16 protein-coding genes are annotated in these 17,368 nt (G+C 54.6%); 1 reads left to right on the top strand and 15 read right to left on the bottom strand.

Annotated features, from left to right (window positions below; translation table 11 throughout):
• Positions 1-8: 8 nt before the first annotated feature.
• The 10 genes from V7676_RS08055 to V7676_RS08010 all read right to left on the bottom strand — a co-directional run bounded on the left by V7676_RS08055 (position 9) and on the right by V7676_RS08010 (position 10,748).
• Complete coding sequence (locus V7676_RS08055) at positions 9-1,508, bottom strand: class I adenylate-forming enzyme family protein (RefSeq protein ID WP_335659177.1); 1,500 nt, start codon at positions 1,506-1,508, stop codon at positions 9-11.
• Between the two features lie 66 nt (positions 1,509-1,574).
• Positions 1,575-2,357 (bottom strand): enoyl-CoA hydratase-related protein, encoded by a 783-nt coding sequence (locus V7676_RS08050; RefSeq protein ID WP_335659175.1) that lies wholly within the window; start codon positions 2,355-2,357, stop codon positions 1,575-1,577.
• Positions 2,358-2,457: 100 nt separating this feature from the next.
• Complete coding sequence (locus tag V7676_RS08045) at positions 2,458-3,297, bottom strand: enoyl-CoA hydratase (protein WP_335659174.1); 840 nt, start codon at positions 3,295-3,297, stop codon at positions 2,458-2,460.
• Positions 3,298-3,472: 175 nt separating this feature from the next.
• Positions 3,473-4,300, bottom strand: a complete 828-nt coding sequence (locus tag V7676_RS08040; protein ID WP_335659172.1) for a glucose 1-dehydrogenase — start codon at positions 4,298-4,300, stop codon at positions 3,473-3,475.
• 179 nt (positions 4,301-4,479) lie between these two features.
• Positions 4,480-5,622: an acyl-CoA dehydrogenase family protein gene (locus V7676_RS08035; protein WP_335659540.1), complete on the bottom strand. Its 1,143-nt coding sequence runs from the start codon at positions 5,620-5,622 to the stop codon at positions 4,480-4,482.
• Between the two features lie 150 nt (positions 5,623-5,772).
• Positions 5,773-6,645, bottom strand: a complete 873-nt coding sequence (locus V7676_RS08030) for an alpha/beta hydrolase (protein ID WP_335659170.1) — start codon at positions 6,643-6,645, stop codon at positions 5,773-5,775.
• Positions 6,642-7,946 carry a spinster family MFS transporter gene (locus V7676_RS08025; protein WP_335659169.1) on the bottom strand — a complete coding sequence of 435 codons (1,305 nt, stop codon included), beginning with the start codon at positions 7,944-7,946 and terminating at the stop codon, positions 6,642-6,644. The genes V7676_RS08030 and V7676_RS08025 overlap by 4 nt, the downstream gene beginning before the upstream one ends.
• A 77-nt stretch (positions 7,947-8,023) precedes the next feature.
• Positions 8,024-8,929, bottom strand: a complete 906-nt coding sequence (locus tag V7676_RS08020) for a TIGR03619 family F420-dependent LLM class oxidoreductase (protein ID WP_335659168.1) — start codon at positions 8,927-8,929, stop codon at positions 8,024-8,026.
• A 23-nt stretch (positions 8,930-8,952) separates the two neighbouring features.
• Positions 8,953-9,990, bottom strand: a complete 1,038-nt coding sequence (locus V7676_RS08015) for a phosphotransferase family protein (protein ID WP_335659167.1) — start codon at positions 9,988-9,990, stop codon at positions 8,953-8,955.
• Complete coding sequence (locus V7676_RS08010) at positions 9,987-10,748, bottom strand: SDR family NAD(P)-dependent oxidoreductase (RefSeq protein ID WP_335659166.1); 762 nt, start codon at positions 10,746-10,748, stop codon at positions 9,987-9,989. The genes V7676_RS08015 and V7676_RS08010 overlap by 4 nt, the downstream gene beginning before the upstream one ends.
• Before the next feature lie 44 nt (positions 10,749-10,792).
• Between V7676_RS08010 and V7676_RS08005 the strand changes: the two genes are divergently transcribed.
• The gene (locus tag V7676_RS08005) at positions 10,793-11,320 is read left to right on the top strand and encodes a nuclear transport factor 2 family protein (RefSeq protein ID WP_335659165.1); all 528 of its coding nucleotides are present in this window, start codon (positions 10,793-10,795) and stop codon (positions 11,318-11,320) included.
• Between the two features lie 114 nt (positions 11,321-11,434).
• Here the strand turns inward: V7676_RS08005 and V7676_RS08000 are convergent, their stop codons facing one another.
• The 5 genes from V7676_RS08000 to V7676_RS07980 all read right to left on the bottom strand — a co-directional run bounded on the left by V7676_RS08000 (position 11,435) and on the right by V7676_RS07980 (position 17,364).
• On the bottom strand, positions 11,435-12,700 hold the full coding sequence (locus tag V7676_RS08000; protein WP_335659164.1) for a cytochrome P450: 1,266 nt from the start codon (positions 12,698-12,700) through the stop codon (positions 11,435-11,437).
• Between the two features lie 147 nt (positions 12,701-12,847).
• Complete coding sequence (locus tag V7676_RS07995; protein WP_335659163.1) at positions 12,848-13,981, bottom strand: acyl-CoA dehydrogenase; 1,134 nt, start codon at positions 13,979-13,981, stop codon at positions 12,848-12,850.
• A complete protein-coding gene (locus tag V7676_RS07990; RefSeq protein WP_335659162.1) occupies positions 13,981-15,195 on the bottom strand; it encodes an acyl-CoA dehydrogenase family protein in 1,215 nt (404 codons plus the stop codon). Before V7676_RS07990 ends, V7676_RS07995 begins: the two co-directional genes overlap by 1 nt.
• Positions 15,196-15,216: 21 nt before the next feature.
• Positions 15,217-16,944: an acyl-CoA dehydrogenase family protein gene (locus tag V7676_RS07985; RefSeq protein ID WP_335659161.1), complete on the bottom strand. Its 1,728-nt coding sequence runs from the start codon at positions 16,942-16,944 to the stop codon at positions 15,217-15,219.
• 27 nt (positions 16,945-16,971) lie between these two features.
• The gene (locus V7676_RS07980; RefSeq protein ID WP_335659160.1) at positions 16,972-17,364 is read right to left on the bottom strand and encodes a Zn-ribbon domain-containing OB-fold protein; all 393 of its coding nucleotides are present in this window, start codon (positions 17,362-17,364) and stop codon (positions 16,972-16,974) included.
• Positions 17,365-17,368 lie beyond the last annotated feature (4 nt).

The raw sequence follows: 17,368 nt of genomic DNA, 5'->3' as shown, positions 1-17,368 counted from the left end.
GATGGCGATCACGCCGTTCCGTTCTCCGTAAGCTCGGCCTTCAACACACGCCGCAGCAACTTACCGGTTTCATTATAAGGAAGTTCGGAACGAAAGTCCCACATTTCCGGTGTCTTCGTTGATCGCAGGCGAGTTTTTACCCAATCAGCTAATTCGACAATGCTCGGGGCCGGATCGGATGGAACGATAACCGCCGCAACCTTTTCGCCCCACTGAACATCAGGCAAGCCCAACACAGCAACGTCGCGCACACCGGGGTGAGTACGCAGAATATCTTCTATCTCTCCGGGAGAAATATTTTCGCCTCCGCGTACGATCACATCATCTAGACGTCCATCGATAAAGAGATAGCCCTCTTCATCGAGAAAGCCCGAATCCTTGGTCGGAAACCAGCCATTGGCATCAAGCATGCTCTGCCCCATATATTCGCCAGCGATCTGGTCTCCGCGCACATGCACTTCGCCTGTGTGGTGCGGTGGACAGCGGGTTCCATCGGGCTTGCGAACTTCCAGTTCGACCGCAGGCAAAGCCTGACCTACCGAACCAAGCCGCTGCTTTACGGCAGGGTCATCAGACAAATGGGCGGTGCGGTGATCATCTGGGCCAAGCACGGCGATTGTCGAACTTGTCTCCGTCAAACCATAAGCATTCACGAAATTAACATGCGGCAACAAGTGCAAGGCGCGCTCGATAACCGATTGGGGCATGCGCCCACCGCCATAAGACAAAGCGCGCAAATGAGGCAAATCTTCACCGCGCTGTTCAATCAGGTCCAGCACGCGGCCTAGCATAGTCGGCACGACCATCGCGTGACTAATCTTCTCACTTGCCGCCGCATCAACCCATGCTTCCGGCGTAAAATTCGGCAAATAGACAATCCGTCTGCCGCTATAAACGCCCGTCAGGACAGCAGAAATTCCGGCAATATGATATGGCGGAACACTGACCAGTGCCGCTTCATCCTCACCCGCACCCATAAATTCTACGCTGGAAATGACATAGGATGTCAAATTGGTGTGGCGCAGTACCGCCGCCTTAGGGTCGCCGGTCGTACCGCTAGTAAACAGCAATACTGCAATTTCTTCATCTGTGAACGGGACCTCAGCCCCTGCAGCGGCCTTTTCGCGGCACACTGATAAGAAATCCTCACTATCTATAAAAATAATGCCTTCGGTTCCGGCTACGCGCGGCATCATATCTGCATCTACAATCGCGATAGCGGGCGCCGTGCGTTCAAGCAGCCGTTGCAAATCCGCATCGGCGAGCCGATAGTTCAGCGGAGTAAAAGGTTTCCCTGCTATGCCGCTGGCAAACAGCGCAACCGGCATAGCGGCGCCATTCAGCCCGATGAAAACCGTCTTCGTCCCGGTCTGTTCCACCAAAAACGCAGCGCCGCCGCGTGCCTGTTCGGCAAGCTCAGCATAACTCAAATTACCATCCGCGCCGCCAATTGCGACACGGTCCGCCATGCCATCAGCGGCCATTTCTAGAAGTAGCGAGGTTTGCATATTATTCCTGTAAATCCATTACTATTTCCAATCCAGACGGCACCGCCGCACTGGCCGAAAGTGGTTCTAGCGGCCCTTCCACTGCGGCGGACGTTTTTCTGCAAAAGCCGCTGGTCCTTCGATTAAATCTTCCGAAGCAAACAGAGCGCCCATGGCAGGATAATCCCACTGCTTCTTGATGGCGCCGTCTAGCGTGTCTTCCAAACCAAGCGAAACCGCTTCTTTTGAAGCACGGATCGACATCGGGCTGGCTCGCACGATCGTTTTTGCCACTTCTAACGCGGTGTCCATAAGCGCATTAGGCGTGGTTACATAATTCACAAAACCAAGCTCTTTACCCTCTTCAGCGCTCACCCGGCGCGAGGTGAGGATAAGGTCCATAGCACGTTTCGTCCCGATCGCGCGCGGTAGACGATGTAACCCGCCACCCAGCGCGGCAAGCCCCACATTCGGCTCGGGGAGAGAAAATGTTGCAGCCTGAGAGGCTATAATAATGTCACAGGCAAGAGCGATTTCGAAACCACCTCCCATGGCTAGCCCGTTCACCGCCGCAATAATCGGTTTGGTCAAATCGAACCTTGAAGTCAGGCCGGCAAAGCCGCTGTCTGGCATGGTCATGTCACCACCCGCCGCCTGATATTTGAGATCATTACCTGCACTAAACGCCCGCTCTCCAGCAGCCGTCACAATCGCAACCCATTGATCAGGATCAGCGGTAAACTCGTTGAATACACGGTCCAATTCCATATTCGCCGGTGAATGGAGCGAATTCATTACTTCCGGGCGGTTCAGCGTCACAATTGTGATCGGCCCGTCGCGCTCTACAGCTACAAATTCTAAATCAGCCATTATTGTACTCCTGAGTTTCCATATGCGGCCCGGCGCAGACTTAGCGCCGGATATACAGTAATTTTAATGTTTAAAAACAATCGAATAATAGGTTGTCCTACTATTTCTTAGGTGCCTCTACCAATCCACCTGCACCACGCGGGTCAATAGGCAGACCGTGCACCTGCATATTGTGGCTATGACCAAGCTGATGAAGCGCAAAGGCAGTCTGCATAGCCGAAACACGGCCCTGCGCGTCCGCTGCGGCATTGACAGACTCTTTTGCCAGTTTTAGCGCGAATAGCGGCTTGGCTGCTATCCGGCTGGCCAGAGCCAGCGTGGAAGACTCGAGGTCAGCGGCAGGGACAACCTGATTGACCATGCCTAGGCGATGGGCATCCTGTGCAGACACAAAATCAGAGGTAAACAGCATCTCTTTAGCCTTGCGAGCGCCCAGTTCCCAAGGGTGTCCGAAAAACTCAACGCCAGTCATCCCCATCGACACAGTATTATCAGAGAACGAAGCATCTTCGCTCGCGATGATCAGGTCGCAGGGCCAGACCAGCATCAATCCACCCGCGATACATTTGCCCTGAACCTGAGCGATAGTAGGCTTAGGAATATTCCTCCAACGCTCACTCAGCCCCTGATACAGCTCCTTTTCACGCGCCATCCAGCCTTCCGCACCATCGCAGGAAAAGCCACACCATGTACCAACCGTGTCATAATCCTTGAGACTGCCTATCGGGTCTGGCTCGCGTAAGTCGTGACCCGCAGAGAAATGGGGGCCGTTGGCCGCAAGAATGATAACTGAAATATCATCATCCGCAGAAGCCTTGTCGAACGCGTCGTTCAGCTCATAAAGCAATTTCGTATTCTGTGCATTGCGCGTTTCGGGCCGGTTAAGCGATATCCGGGTCACACGTTCGGCCGGTACTTCATAGGTTATCGTCTCAAACATGTTTCATGCTCCATTTAGCTAATATTCAAAAAGCGAACCTTTGGCAGGCCAGCCACAACCGTCAAAAATTGCACTACGTTATTCTTTTGGCTAATATGCTTTTTGATCGATTCTAGTCAAGCTTTGATTAGCTGGCGCTTGGAGCTACACATATCCACAAAATCCGTCCGTTCCCTTAACCAATCCGGTCGAGGGCAGCTTGCGGCCCAAGAAAGGCCGCATCGGCCTTATGGAAATCAGCCACTTCGGGCGCCATCATCACGCCCGCATCAACAGTAATTACCTCACCTGTAACATGCGCCGCATCGTCACTGGCGAGATATGTGAAAGCACCTGCAATTTCACGCGGATACATTGCCTGACCAAGCGGGGATGCCTTTTCCGCCAGCTTGCGAAGCGTGTCATTATCCGCGCCGGTTAAATTTTGGATCAACGGTGTAACCACCGCGCCAGGGGCCACCGCATTCACGCGTACGCCCTCTGGTGCAAGCTCCGATGCGACGGACCGTGTCAGCCCGATCACTGCGTGTTTGGCGGTGGAATAAGCATGCGCCCCAAATCCTCCACGCAGCCCCGCTACACTTGCTGTATTAAGGATTGTACCTTTGGTTGATGATGCCCGCATGGCAAGCGCCGCATGTTTACATCCAAAGAAAACACCATCCAGCATTACCGCCAACGTCGCCCGCCAATGTTCGTAAGGCGTATCGCGGATAGAGCCAACTGCCCCGACAAATCCAGCATTGTTAATCATGCAGTCGAGTTGTCCAAATGTCTGAGTGGCGGCCAAAATCGCAGCGGCTACATCATCCTCCACCATCACATCAGTGCGACAAAAAACCGCTTCTCCCAGTTCGGCGGCCAGTGCTTCACCAGCCGCAACATCCATGTCGGCAATGACGAGCTGTGCTCCTTCTGCTGAAAACATGCGTGCCGTTGCCTCACCGATACCGCTGGCGCCGCCGGTAATTACCGCAACTTTTCCGTTCAATCTTCCGCTCATAATTCGCTCCTATAGACGATCCATTCAATATCAAAAGGCAACGGCAGTTTAACGCAAGTCAAAAATGCATGCGCAGTGCAATTTTGTCACTTGCTGGCCAAGACTTATGAAGTTGAGGGTAGTTTCGGTTATTCGTGAAACTGCGCAAACTCTTCCAGCGGGCACCATGCTGCTCCAAATCACAGCGAGCGACCGACGATTTCCTTCATGATTTCCGAAGTCCCGCCAAAAATTCGCGTAACGCGGGCATCGCGCCACATACGCGCGATCATATATTCATTCATATAACCCGCCCCACCGAACAATTGCAGCGCAGCGTCACAACATTTACCCTGCAGTTCAGAATGGTACAGCTTCGCAGCCGACGCTTCGACAGCATTGAGTTCACCGCGAATATGGCGAGAGAGCGCCCAGTCTAAATGAGCCCAGCCAACTTGTAGTCCGGTCGCCATCTCCGCCAATGAAAAACGCGTGTTTTGCATATTAAAAATGGTAGTGCCAAATGCTTTGCGCCCCTTGGTATATTCAACCGCTTCATCCAGTGCCCGCTGTGCGGCGGCTTGCGCGCACACCGCGATACTTAGCCGTTCTTGCGGCAACCGTTCCATAAGATAACGAAACCCGGCATGTTCTTCCCCCAAAACATTGGACGCCGGAACGCGCACGTCCTCAAAAAACAATTCGGAGGTATCAGCGGCGTGCTGCCCGATTTTGTCAAGATTGCGCCCGCGCGCAAAACCGGGTCGATCCGCCTCCACCAAAATCAACGACGTGCCCTTTGCTCCGCCCTCTTCCGATGTTTTGGCAACCACGATTATAATATCGGCATGTTGCCCGTTGGTAATATAGGTTTTCGACCCGTTGACGATATAGTCACTACCATCACGCCGGGCGGTTGTTTTAATCCCTTGCAGATCAGAACCGGTCCCCGGCTCTGTCATCGCAATCGCAGAGATGGCTTCCCCGCTGATCATCGGTGGCAACCAACGTTCACGCAATTCCTGAGAAGCATAATCAACAAGATAATCAACCGCGACATCAGATTGCAGGACGACCCCGGCGGAACAGCCGATATAGCTCAGCTCTTCATCAATGATGGCATTATAGCGATAATCTGCACCAAGCCCTCCATAAGCTTCGGGCACCGTTGGACATAATAGGCCCGCTTCCCCGCATGCCAGCCAAAAATCACGATCGACAATGCCTTCGGCTTCCCACCTATCAAGATGCGGGACAGCCGCCTGTTTAAGGAATTTACGAACCTGATCGCGAAAAAGCTCATGCTCGGGTTCAAAGACAGTCCGTGTATTTGTATTCAGCATCATAAATCTCTTATTCTCAAAGTGCCTTGGAGGAGTCCGGTAAACCGAGCCACGACCACAGGCGACCAGCCAAAGGGCCGTGCGGAAAATTCCACGTGATTAAAAATGAAAATTGCACTCTGTTATCAAATTAGTCAAGTGCACTTAGTCTTACTGCTTGTTCAGCTCCAGCGTTTCTTCAAAAAAGGCAAGCGCGCGCAGATGAAATGCACGTGCAATATAGTGCAAACTGACATTGTGCCCGGACTGTGCTTGCAACGCGGTTTCGACGCGCGGTGATCGGGTGAACAGGGCGGCCGTCTCGTGTAGCGCAGGCCAGCCGGTTTCTGTAACAGCCTCATGATCGCCCAGCGTGATACGAACCGGAACCTCTATTGCACTGGCGGTCTGCGAAAACTGAGAGGGCCAAGCAACGGAATCTGCAAGTTCAGTGGATGGTGGCGGGACAAGCGAGACATCTTTACGGAGCAGCGCGGCATCGTAACTTTCGGGTGGTCCATAGAAGAGCTCCGCAGCCGATTTGCCTGCACTATGCGCCTCATCTCCATCCAAGTTAGCGGAAACTGCACTTGCCAGCTTTTCCGAAAAACGCAGCGGAACACCCGACACGTCCAAGCCAAGCAAACCGTGCGGTTGCTCCGCAGCGACGCGCAAAGCGACGATACCGCCCATGGAATGACCGACCAGAAAAACCCCTGCCCCCGCACCGGGTGCGCGAGAAAGCTCGTCTACTAACCCACCTATAAGGCTAAGCTGGCGATCAAGGTGACAGCCATCAGGGAACAGTGCGCTGCTTGCACCATAGCCGGGCCGATCAACCGAAAAAACACGAAAGCCCAGCGACGCCCCCAACTCGACAAGGGACCCTCTGCGATTGCAGGGATGGTGCCAATAGGCTGAATTATAACCGCCACCCGGAAGCGCGATAATCGTCGCTAGCGCGGGTTCGCTCGGCTCGCCCTGAATGGCAGAAAGTGTCAACCCTCCGGTATCAAGCCTCTCATCTGTAACCGTAAATGTCATATTTTATGTTCCTTTTCGCCAAACCCGGAATCCCGATCCATATGGCGAGCCGATAACCAGAAGAAATAGGCCGACAGGATGCCGGCCAGCATGAAAATGGCAATTGCATAGCTCAGCCCATCGGCCGGTGAACCGGTAACGCCCGATAAATAATCACTCAACTTGCCAACCCCCCATGGCCCAAGCCCGCCCCCTAGAATAGCAGCGGCAGTAACCCCGACTGCGGCCGACAACGCCCGTGTTCCGGGAAGCGCCAGACGCTGAATCAATGCATTGCAGGGCGCGAGGTAAATATTTGCGAAAACCGATGATACAAGCGCCGCGACGATTGAGACAGCAAGATTGCCAGTTAGAAACTGAAGCATTGCTATAGGAGTCGCAATGATTGCCGCGAGTGCAGGAAAAAGCATCAGCCGGCTGGGACGGTGGCGAGCAATTCTATCACCCAGAACACCGCCGCCCAGCGTGCCGACGGCACCCGCGCCCGCCATGACAAAGCCGACCAACATAGCGACCTGACCGAGATCAAGGTCAAAACTGCGGCTGTAAAATGGTGCCGCCCATGTCAATATCGATATAGACACTATGCTCTGCAGGCCCAGTCCCAAGATACAATAGCGAAAGGCCTTACGCCGCCATATATCGCGCAGTGCCTCGGCCAGTTTCGGAGTAGCAGCCGGCCCCGCCCCGTCCGTGGTCCGTGCAGGCTCCTTCAACCCGATCATCAGGATCGGCACGAGGCACAGCCCGACAGCACCAATCGCGAAAAATGCCCCGCGCCAGCCTAGCTCAACCCCCAAATGACCGCTCAGCACCAGACCAATCATACTGCCCAAAGGGAATGTCGATCCCAATATAGCTATCGCCCGGCCATGCGTTTGTTTCGGATAATAATCCGCGATCAGAGAATAAGATGTTGGCAAGCAGCACGCTTCCCCCAGCGCGACGCCCACGCGCAAAAACAGCAGAAGGATAAAGCTGCCCGCAAGCCCGACAGCAAATGTCATCCCGCTCCAGATTACTAATGCGAAGATTAGAATTGCCTTGCGGTTACTACGGTCCGCCAATCGCGCCATCGGAATTGAGAGCGCCGTGTAGGGAATGAAAAATGCAAAACCCATCAACAAACCGATCTGTTCATCGGTTAATAATAGTTCAGCTTTCACCGGTACTTGCAGCACGCTCATCGCAACCCGGTCGATATAATTCACCAGCCCGATTGCGAACAAAAGACCTAACGCCAGATGCGCACCCGGTTGCGCCTTCGCGGTCTTCTCAAGACCGGGTGTAATTGGCTGCAACTGCTTTCTCCTCTGCTTGGTTCAGAACTGCTCTGGATATGTGCTAGGCCGCCATTCTATGTCGGGCGGGAGCGCATTTAACCATTGCTCAAGAAATCCTGACGCCAGCGGCCCGCTTGTTCAATAAAGTCAAAGATATCGCTCATACTGTCCGGTGCGGCAGGGGCAGTGACGGTGATGATTGTTGCCCCGGCGTCAAGAAATGCCGGTGCAGCCTCCAATGTTTGAGCAACATCGGCCTTGCCCGTTGCCCCCATGACATTACCCAGCCCGACTTTAATATGTTGATCGGCCATATCGCGGCCGACCTCGTTCACCGCTTCAGCGAGCCGGTTAACGCCTTCGCGCAATCCCTGCTCGTCCAGCCCCATTGGGCACCAACCATCACCAAGCCGCGCCATACGCATTGCGTTTTTGTCTGTCATTTTTAAACCCATCAGCATCGGTATACGGGCCTGATGCGGACGCGGCAGACAGTAGGCATCGGTCAATTTGAGGTTGGCCGATTCAAAATCAACCGGCTGCTCACCCCATATTGCGCGGCATGCCGTGACATTTTCGTCCAACCGGCGATAACGTTCCTCCCACGGAATACCTTGCGCTTCATATTCAGCCCGCTGCCAACCAACCCCAAGAGCCAGTTGAACTCTGCCCTTGGTCAACGCATCGAGCGTCGCAATCGTCTTTGCGAGCAATAATGGTGGCCGCAGCGGCGCAAGAAGTATTCCTGTCGATAGGATCAAATTCTTTGTCACACCGCCCATCGCCGCCAATGTCGTCAATGGCTCTGGCCAAGCCGATTCAGACCGGTGAAGGAACTTCCCATAAGGATAGCCGGACGTGTCCGGGCCAAGCATAAGATGATCGCCAAAGGTAATCGAATGCAGCCCCGCTTCATCAGCCGCACGTGCAACGTCAATACACACGGAAATATCTTCATGGGCTGGTATCTGATAGGGACGGAAAAACAGGGATAGCTGCATTTTTAACTCCTCAATTTAATGAATTACGCATTCTGCTCAAGCCAGCGCAAGGCGCGCTGAAACAGGAAAATAGTCTGGTCATGAAGCATGCGGCCTACGCCAGGGTCCGCTTTACCGGCGGCGGCGCGCGCATAGGTTCCTTCGAGCAGGATACCCAGCTTATAGCAGGCCAGAACCTTGTACCACAGCAAGCCATTCATATCCCTGCTGCTATGTGCAGCATAATATTCGACCAGCTCGTCTGCTTCGGGAAATCCGTCCCATGGCGTAACTGGCAATCGCGCCTGATCGACATCATCGCCGGGCCATGTCGCCAGCAACCAGCCGAGGTCAATCAGGGGATCTCCCAGCGTCGCAAGTTCCCAATCGACAATTGCCGCAATCTGGGGGCCGTCATTACGATACATCACATTAGCGAGGTGGTAATCGCCGTGCATGATGCCCGGCGTAAAACTCGCAGGACAATTTGTTTCAAGCCAATGTCCGATCACATCAACACCGGGCAGCGCATCTGGCCCATCCCATTCCGTGAAGCGTGCGTAGCCATCTAACTGGCTCTTCCAACGGCTAGTTTGACGTGTCAGGAAATTCTCGACCTTGCCAAAATCACTCAACCCCACAGCAATGGCATCCACCCGGCCGAGCTTCGCGACCGCATCGACAATCTCGAATCCCATTTGCCGTCGGATTGCTGGGTCTCCCGCATGCAATGGCGGCAAAGCGACAGTTGCGTTAAAACCGTCCACCGGCTCCATCAGGTAAAATGCGGCCCCGATCACGCCGGGATCACCACATGCCGCGATCAGACGCGCATGCGGCACATCGGTATCTGCAATGGCAGCGAGAACGCGGGCTTCACGGCGCATCGTCTCGTCACCGTCCGCAATAGTTGTTTTGGGCGGATGGCGCAGAACATAGGGCCTGCCTGCACGGGAAAAGCTCAGCAATATATTCTGCGTACCGCCGGTAAGACGTTTTAAGTTTTCAAGCGGTCCAGCCCCCAGCCCTTCCTTATCCATCCATTCGCAAAGGCGCGCCTGATCGACCAGATTATCACTCACAGCGAGGCACCACCATCAACGGTTATCGTCTGCCCGACGACATAATCGGCTAAAGGAGAGGCCAGATACAATACCGCGCCCGCTATATCGTCCGGAGTCCCGAGCCGTTTCGACGGAATCATGCTCAGGGCCCATTTCCGTCGTTCGGGATGTTCAGTCATGACCTTAGTAAGCTTGGTATCGACCAACCCAGGCGCGACCCCGTTGACACGAATGCCTTCACCGATCCAAGCCTGTGACAGCGAACGAACCAGCCCCAATACGCCAGCCTTTGACGCATTATAAGCCGGGTTGCCCAATGTGGTACGATAGGCCGCGTTAGAACTGAGCATGACAAGTGAACCGCCCCCATCGGCCAGCATATCGTGAAATCGTGTCGCGCAAGCCATCATGCTGCTCAGATTAACGGTCATCACCTTTTCGAAGCCAGCCATCTCGAACTCGCCGCGCTCATAGATCACCGTGCCCTGACACAGCACCAGCACATCCAACCGGTCAAACGGATCGGCCGCATTGGTCACCGCATCAAAATCAGCCACATCGACACAAGCATAAGACAGTCCGCTAAGGTCGCTACCTTCCTCACCTGCATAGTCGGCAGCTGACGAACGCGTGCCCCACACGCAAACCTGTGCTCCTCGGTTCCGAAAGGCATGGGCTACCCCGTTACCAATCCCGCTGGAACCACCCACAATCAAAACATTTTTGCCACTAAAATCCATTGAAACCTGCTTTCCTAAAATAGCATTATCGTTCATAGTCATCCACACGCCATAAAATGGCGATGACCAGAGGAACCTCCATGCAAGACCTGAATATCATTGTAACCGAATTGGCCGATCGTCAGTCGATCACCGACCTGTTGCTCGCCTATTGCGCGGCCTGTGACCGGATCGACGAAGCTGCGCTGCGCACTTGTTTCCATACCGATGCGACCCACGATCATGGCGGCTATGTCGGCCCCTCGAGTGAATGGATCGCCCCGGCCCTTGCGTGGCTGAAAGGGCGCGTTGGAATTACGCACATGATCTCCACACCGCGCATCGTCATTAGGGGTGACAGAGCGGCCAGCGACTGCCATTTCGTCGCCTATAATCGCACCGACAAGCAGGAGGGTATGTTGGAAGAAGTGCTGGTCAAGGGTCGTTATGTCGACCGTCTGATCCGCACCGAACAAGGTTGGCAAATCCTTCACCGCACGGGTATCCACGACCTTGAATTGATCCGCGAAGTTCCGGCCGAAACGCGGCCTATGGCTGCTGGCCCCTCCAGCGGCGGGCCGGCGGACGACCCTTTTGCACGCGAACTTGCGGCGTTGGTGGGCGGCTGACGCTCCCCTTGAATGTGAACGTAATTGAGGTGAGCGCGCCGCGCGCATGCATGTGCGCCAGAAAGAGGGCGATACATCACGCCGTTTAATGAGTCCGTTCGGCCGCACCTACCGTCAAGCCGCGTCGATTTTGGTAAACCGTATCGGCAATTCCTTCATCGGTCGTAACAGCACATGGGGAATATGAATAATATCGGGTAGCGGTCGCGCCAATTCGATATCACTCATCCGCGTCAGCAGCGCCGTGAAAGCCATATTGAGTTCGCGCCGCGCAAGCGCCCTGCCAACGCAAAAATGCGGGCCGTTACCGAAGGCGAGATGGGCTTTATTATTGCGATCAATATCGAATTTATGCGGGCATTCAAATTTGGCAGGATCACGATTGGCCGCCGCATAGCGCGTCATCACGATTGAACCGGCGGGAATATCAACGCCCCCAACCTGCGTGTCGCAAGTCACCAGCCGCGCCAACCCCGGAACCGGAGAATCATAGCGCAGCGCCTCTTCGACAAAATCGGGGACACGCGACATATCCGCCCGCAAACGCGCCATCACGTCGGGATTGCGCAGCAAAATAAGCATGCCATGCGAAATCATCGTCACGACTGATTCATATGTGCCTGACAGAAACTGGCGCATCAGGCTTTGCAGTTCGAGCATGTTCAGCTCTTCGCCATCATCGGCGCGTGCGGACACCAATGCAGAAATCAAATCTTCGCGCGGCTCCTTGCGCCGTTCTTCCAACTTGCCGGCAATAAATTGCTGCATCTCGACAATGGTATCGGCATTTTCCCGCAACTCCTCGACAGTCATCACCCGGCTGGTAGGGGCCATGATCGCCTCGCCCCATTTTTTGAACTGAGCCATCTGGTCGGACTCAAGGCCGAGCTGCTCTGATATAATCGTGCCCACGAGCGGAAAGGCGAATTCGCTGACAAATTCGCATTCGCCGCGTTCGATGAAGCGATCAATCATCGCATGGCATAATTGTTCAATACGGCCGCTGAGTGCCGCAATCCGTTTGGCATTGAAGATAGTGTCGGCAATGCGGCGATAACGCGTATGAGCTGGTGGATCGGTGAAATTCAGCGTTGCTAGGTCGGGCCAACCGCGCGCTTCCAATATTTCTTGATGGACCTTCCAGTTTTCACCCTGAAGCATGCCATAACCATCCATATTGTTGGAAAAGGTTTTGGTATCCAGCAAAACTTTACGAAGATCATCATATCCAGCGACGATATACATGCCGGTTTCGGGCATTTTATATACTGGCGCCTGTTCGTGCAGCGCTCCATAATATTCGAATGGGTCATCCAGCACTGCTGGATCGAGAAAGTTAAAATCCTCAATAGGTTTGGAACCAGTTTGCCTATCCATCATTCTCTCCCAATTCGTTCAGTGGCCTTCGCAACATGCCCCTAGATTTGTCTTTCACAATCGAAATAGGAACATTCTAACCGGACAGTATCACAGCAGAATCGATCACGCATCTACAATTTTAACATGCTGTGCAATTTATGCTCTGCGTCAGGAAAGATGCGATCCTTTCATATAACGCTGCAGGTGAAATTGTTTTCCGCCAAATTGTTTTTCGATGGCAAGTGCCCGGCGAAAATAGCCGCTGATCGGTGTTTCATCTGCAATGCCAATTGCGCCATGAATTTGCACCGCATCCTGTGCAACGCGGCGGCATGCTTTTGCCACCAATGCCATACAAGCCGATGTTGCCGTCGCCCGATCCCAGCTATGAAGCTTGCCCCGTGCCAACTGCGTGATGCTCTGCGCTTGCTCAATCACAACTGACATATCGACCATGCGATGCTGCAGCACCTGAAATGCAGAAAGTGGCTGCCCAAATTGCACCCGCTGTTTTGTGTATTCAATTGTCTGGTCGAGCATCGCCTGCATAATTCCAACTGCCTCAGCACAGACCGCCACAGTTCCGTCATCCATCGCCTGCTCGGCACGCCCGCGCGCCTCTTCTCCGTTAGCAATCACGCAAGACCGGGAAAGCCGGACTTCGTCAAAATGAAGATGGCTACCAGTAGCACCGTCGATCATCTGAAAATCCTCGCGCGTCACACCTTGCGCGTCCGCTGCAACCATCAACAGGATTTGTGACTCTGACTCACCATTCTCCTGACGGGCCAAAACCACAAAATGGTCGGCCAACGGTGCATCGCGAACCAAAATTTTGCTCCCGCGCAGCACCAGTTCCTCCGTCCCCATATCTACGACAGTATTGGCGGATTGAAGGGCATGATCATCGGGGCCATCAGCCAAAGCAGGCACAATAATCATTTCGCCCTGTGCAGCAGCAGACAGCCATTGCGCCCCACCTGTATCCGCAGGGTCGAGCAGCGCGGAGGCCATGACCATCGTCGACAAATAAGGCTGCGCCACCAGATGTCGGCCGAAGCCCTCCATTAATATCGCATGGGCAGCGGGTCCGGCTTCCATTCCGCCCAGAGCCTCTGGCAGCGCGGCGGCAAGCAAACCTAGCTCACCACCAAGCTTTTCCCACATTTCGCGATCAAAGCCAGTGCCGCACAAAACATCGTGCCTATCGCCCAAGACCCGTTCCACCAGATCGCCAATTGAAGCGAGCAATTCGCGCTGTTCGTCCTGCTGTTCCATATCGTCTGCCTTCATGTCCGCCATCAGATACCCAGCGCCGTCCGGGTAAGGATATTGCGCTGGATCTCGCTCGAACCGCCAAAAATGGTAATTGCCCGCATGTTCAAATAGTGAGCAACCGGTGTCATCGCTCGCGGCGGAACATGAGCGGAGGCTTCAGCCTTTCCGAACAGCACTGGCCCCTGATCGATCTGGGCATATGCACCGATTGCATCCACTTCCAGTTCGGTGATTGCCTGCATGATATGGCTCACGTGAAGCTTGTGGACCGATGCCAATGTATCGCCTCGTGCCATCTCCCCACGCCTTATGGCCTCCAGCAAGCTATGCTCTGACTGTTCCAGTGCAGCGATTTCGATTTCAACCTCCGCCAGGCGCCCTGCAAATGCAGGGTCAGATGCGGCTACGGAAAATGGACCGTCAGCCGCGATTATCTTGTTCAGCAAGCCGAGTGCATTTTTGAGATAGGCCGCGCCAGAACCACTGCCGCGTTCGTTAAGGAGCAGGAATTTAGCCACTTTCCAGCCTTGGTTTTCATCGCCAACGAGATTGGTCGCAGGAACCCGCACTTCGTCGAAGAACACCTCGTTGACTTCATGTTCGCCCGACATCGAAAGGATCGGTCGTACCGTGACACCCGGCGCGTCCATCGGCACCAACAGAAAACTGATGCCGGCCTGACGCGGCCCCTCGCGTGATGTGCGTACGAGTACAAAAATCCACTGCGCAAACTGGGCATGGGTGGTCCAGATTTTCTGTCCATTGACGACAAAATCATCCCCGTCCCGCTCCGCTTTGCACTCCAGTGCCGCTAGATCGGACCCTGCCTGCGGTTCGGAATAGCCCTGACACCAGACATGTTCGCCAGACAGAATTTTCGGAAGGAAAACATCCTTCTGCTCCTGTGTACCAAATTCGATCAATACGGGGCCGCATAATCTGACCCCCGCAACCGGCAAATTGGGCGTTCCGGCGCGCGCGCATTCATCGTTAAAAATATATTGCTGCGTTGCTGTAAAACCCGCCCCGCCATATTCTTCCGGCCAGCCGGTTGCCGCCCAGCCGCGTTCAAACAATATCCGGTGCCATTGGGCAGCCAGACTTCCGTCGGCAAAAACCCCCGTTTGCAGCTCCGTTTCCTTGCGCAGTTCAGGTGTGAATTTCTCAGCAAGGAAGCGGCGCACCTCCTCGCGAAAAGCGCTGTCTTCAGCGCTGAGTTTCAATTCCAATTCAATCATAACATCTCTACCCAATGGCCCCTAAGCGGACGCGTTCCCGTTTCCGGCAGTAATTTGGCGGAATAGATCAGCGCATGCAGCATTGGCGGAAATTTGCACATCTAGCGCAGCGCAGCGGGCAACCAGATCGCGCAAATACCATTTCCCAGCCGCGCGCAGCCTATTTTCCGCCTCTCCGCTACCTTCCACTGCGGTCAGCCGAGCAGCGATCCATCCTAATGCTGCTAGCCCCGCCAGTTCAAGAAAGGCTGTCGCCCCTGCTTCGGCCGCAGCAGTATCAGCACGCATCGCAGCAAGACGGGCAGCTGCCTGCTCCAACAACTCGCAACAATCGAGCGCAACATCCGCACTTGTGCTGTCATGCGTGGCAAGATCTTCACGTGCCATCTTGAGGAAAATATCAAGCCCTGCGGATTGATCCTGCCACAATCGTCGATGTAGCAGATCCAGCGCCTGCATACCGGTCGTGCCTTCAAAAATTGTTGCGACCCGACCGTCGCGCAGCGCCTGTTCCAGCGGCCATTCATCAGTATATCCGGCCCCGCCCAGAACCTGTATCGCCTCGCTCGCCAGTTCGAAACCAGCCCCGCCTGCCAGCGTTTTGTAAATAGGCAACAGGAAGGCAACCAAAGCCGATGATTGCTTGCGATATTCTTTGTCTCGGTCATGCACGGCAAGGTCTGCGTGCACACCAAGCAACAGGCCAAGTCCGCGCAGGACCTCAAGCTTCGCCGTCATATCCAGCAACATGCGCTGAACATCTGGATGACTGTCGATTGTAACCGGCGGCGCACCTGATGGACCGCCCTGACGGCGCTCAGCTGCATAATCATGGGCCGTCTGAACAGCCGAAGCCGCAAGCCCAAGCCCTTGGGCGCCAACGCAAAGCCGCATGTTCACGATCATGACAAAAAGCTGGGACAAGCCCCGTCCTTCGTCCCCGATCAACCAACCTTTTGCCCCTTCAAGACCAAGCTGGCAGGTCGGCGAGCCGTGCAGGCCAAGCTTTTTTTCAATCCGGCGCACAAATACTGCGTTGGGCGAACCATCATCAAGGGTATTCGGTACCAGAAACAGGCTGAGCCCGCCTTCTGTACGCGCCACCACACAATGGCCGATACGCGGGCATAAATCATGATCGCCAAAGCTGATCCACATTTTCTCGCCGCTGACAGACCAGCTGCCATCTTCATTGGGGACAGCGGTTGTTCGCGCGCGCGCGACGTCGGACCCGGCATCCGATTCTGAAATACAAATGGTCGCAGCCCATTCGCCTGACACCAGACGGGGCAGCCACTCCGCCTGCATTTCTTTAGAGCCATGCGCAAAAATTAAGCGCGCCGCCGATCTCAGCAAAACCGGAAGCATCGCAAATGCTGCGCATGAGCCATCCAGCAATTGTTGCACAGTGGAGGATAAGAACAAGGGCAGACCCTGGCCGCCAACTTCCTCAGGCAAATCTAGAGTTGGCCAGCCCAGTGCAACATAAGAGTCCCATGCCTGCTTGAACGGTTGAGGTACGACAACACGGCCATCGGTTAACCCGCATCCCTGTTGATCAGCAATATGATTTATCGGGGCAATTTCACCGGCGCAGAAATCCGCCGCTTGTTCAAGAATGGCCTCGGTCAATTCACTGTCGGCGCTACCCAGCGCACCATCAAGCGAACGTAAACTGTCTATCCCGGGCGTATTCTCAATCTGCACCAGCAGCGAACCGACATCGAGACGGGGTGGATGGGCGCTCATTTTCTTATCCCCCAATGAAGCAAATGATCAGGCCGGTTTAAATACAGGCAGCGGTGGGCCATCTTCGGTTGGCTGAAAGGCGACGCTTACCTGCTGACCGATTTCCACAGAGGCCGGATCACAATCTACAATTGCCGTCATCATGATCGGGCCCTCTGCTAGCTGCACCATTGCAGGAACCTTAAACACTGGTGCTCGATCCGTAATCGTGAAGGTGTAAATCGTGCCTGTGCCGGCCGCATCGCACCATTCGGTATGGTCACTGCCACAATGCGGGCAGAAAGGACGCGGATGGACATAATGCTTTTCGCATGAAATGCAGCGCATAACTACTAGCCGCCCTTCGGCCGCAGCATCCCAATAGGGTGTTACTTCGGGCCAAATTTCCGGCGCTTTAGGAAGTGGGACATTTTCAGACATGGAA

Source organism: Parasphingorhabdus sp. (genome assembly GCF_036963805.1).
Classification (GTDB): Bacteria; Pseudomonadota; Alphaproteobacteria; order Sphingomonadales; family Sphingomonadaceae; genus Parasphingorhabdus.
This window is presented reverse-complemented; position numbering and strand designations above follow the sequence as displayed.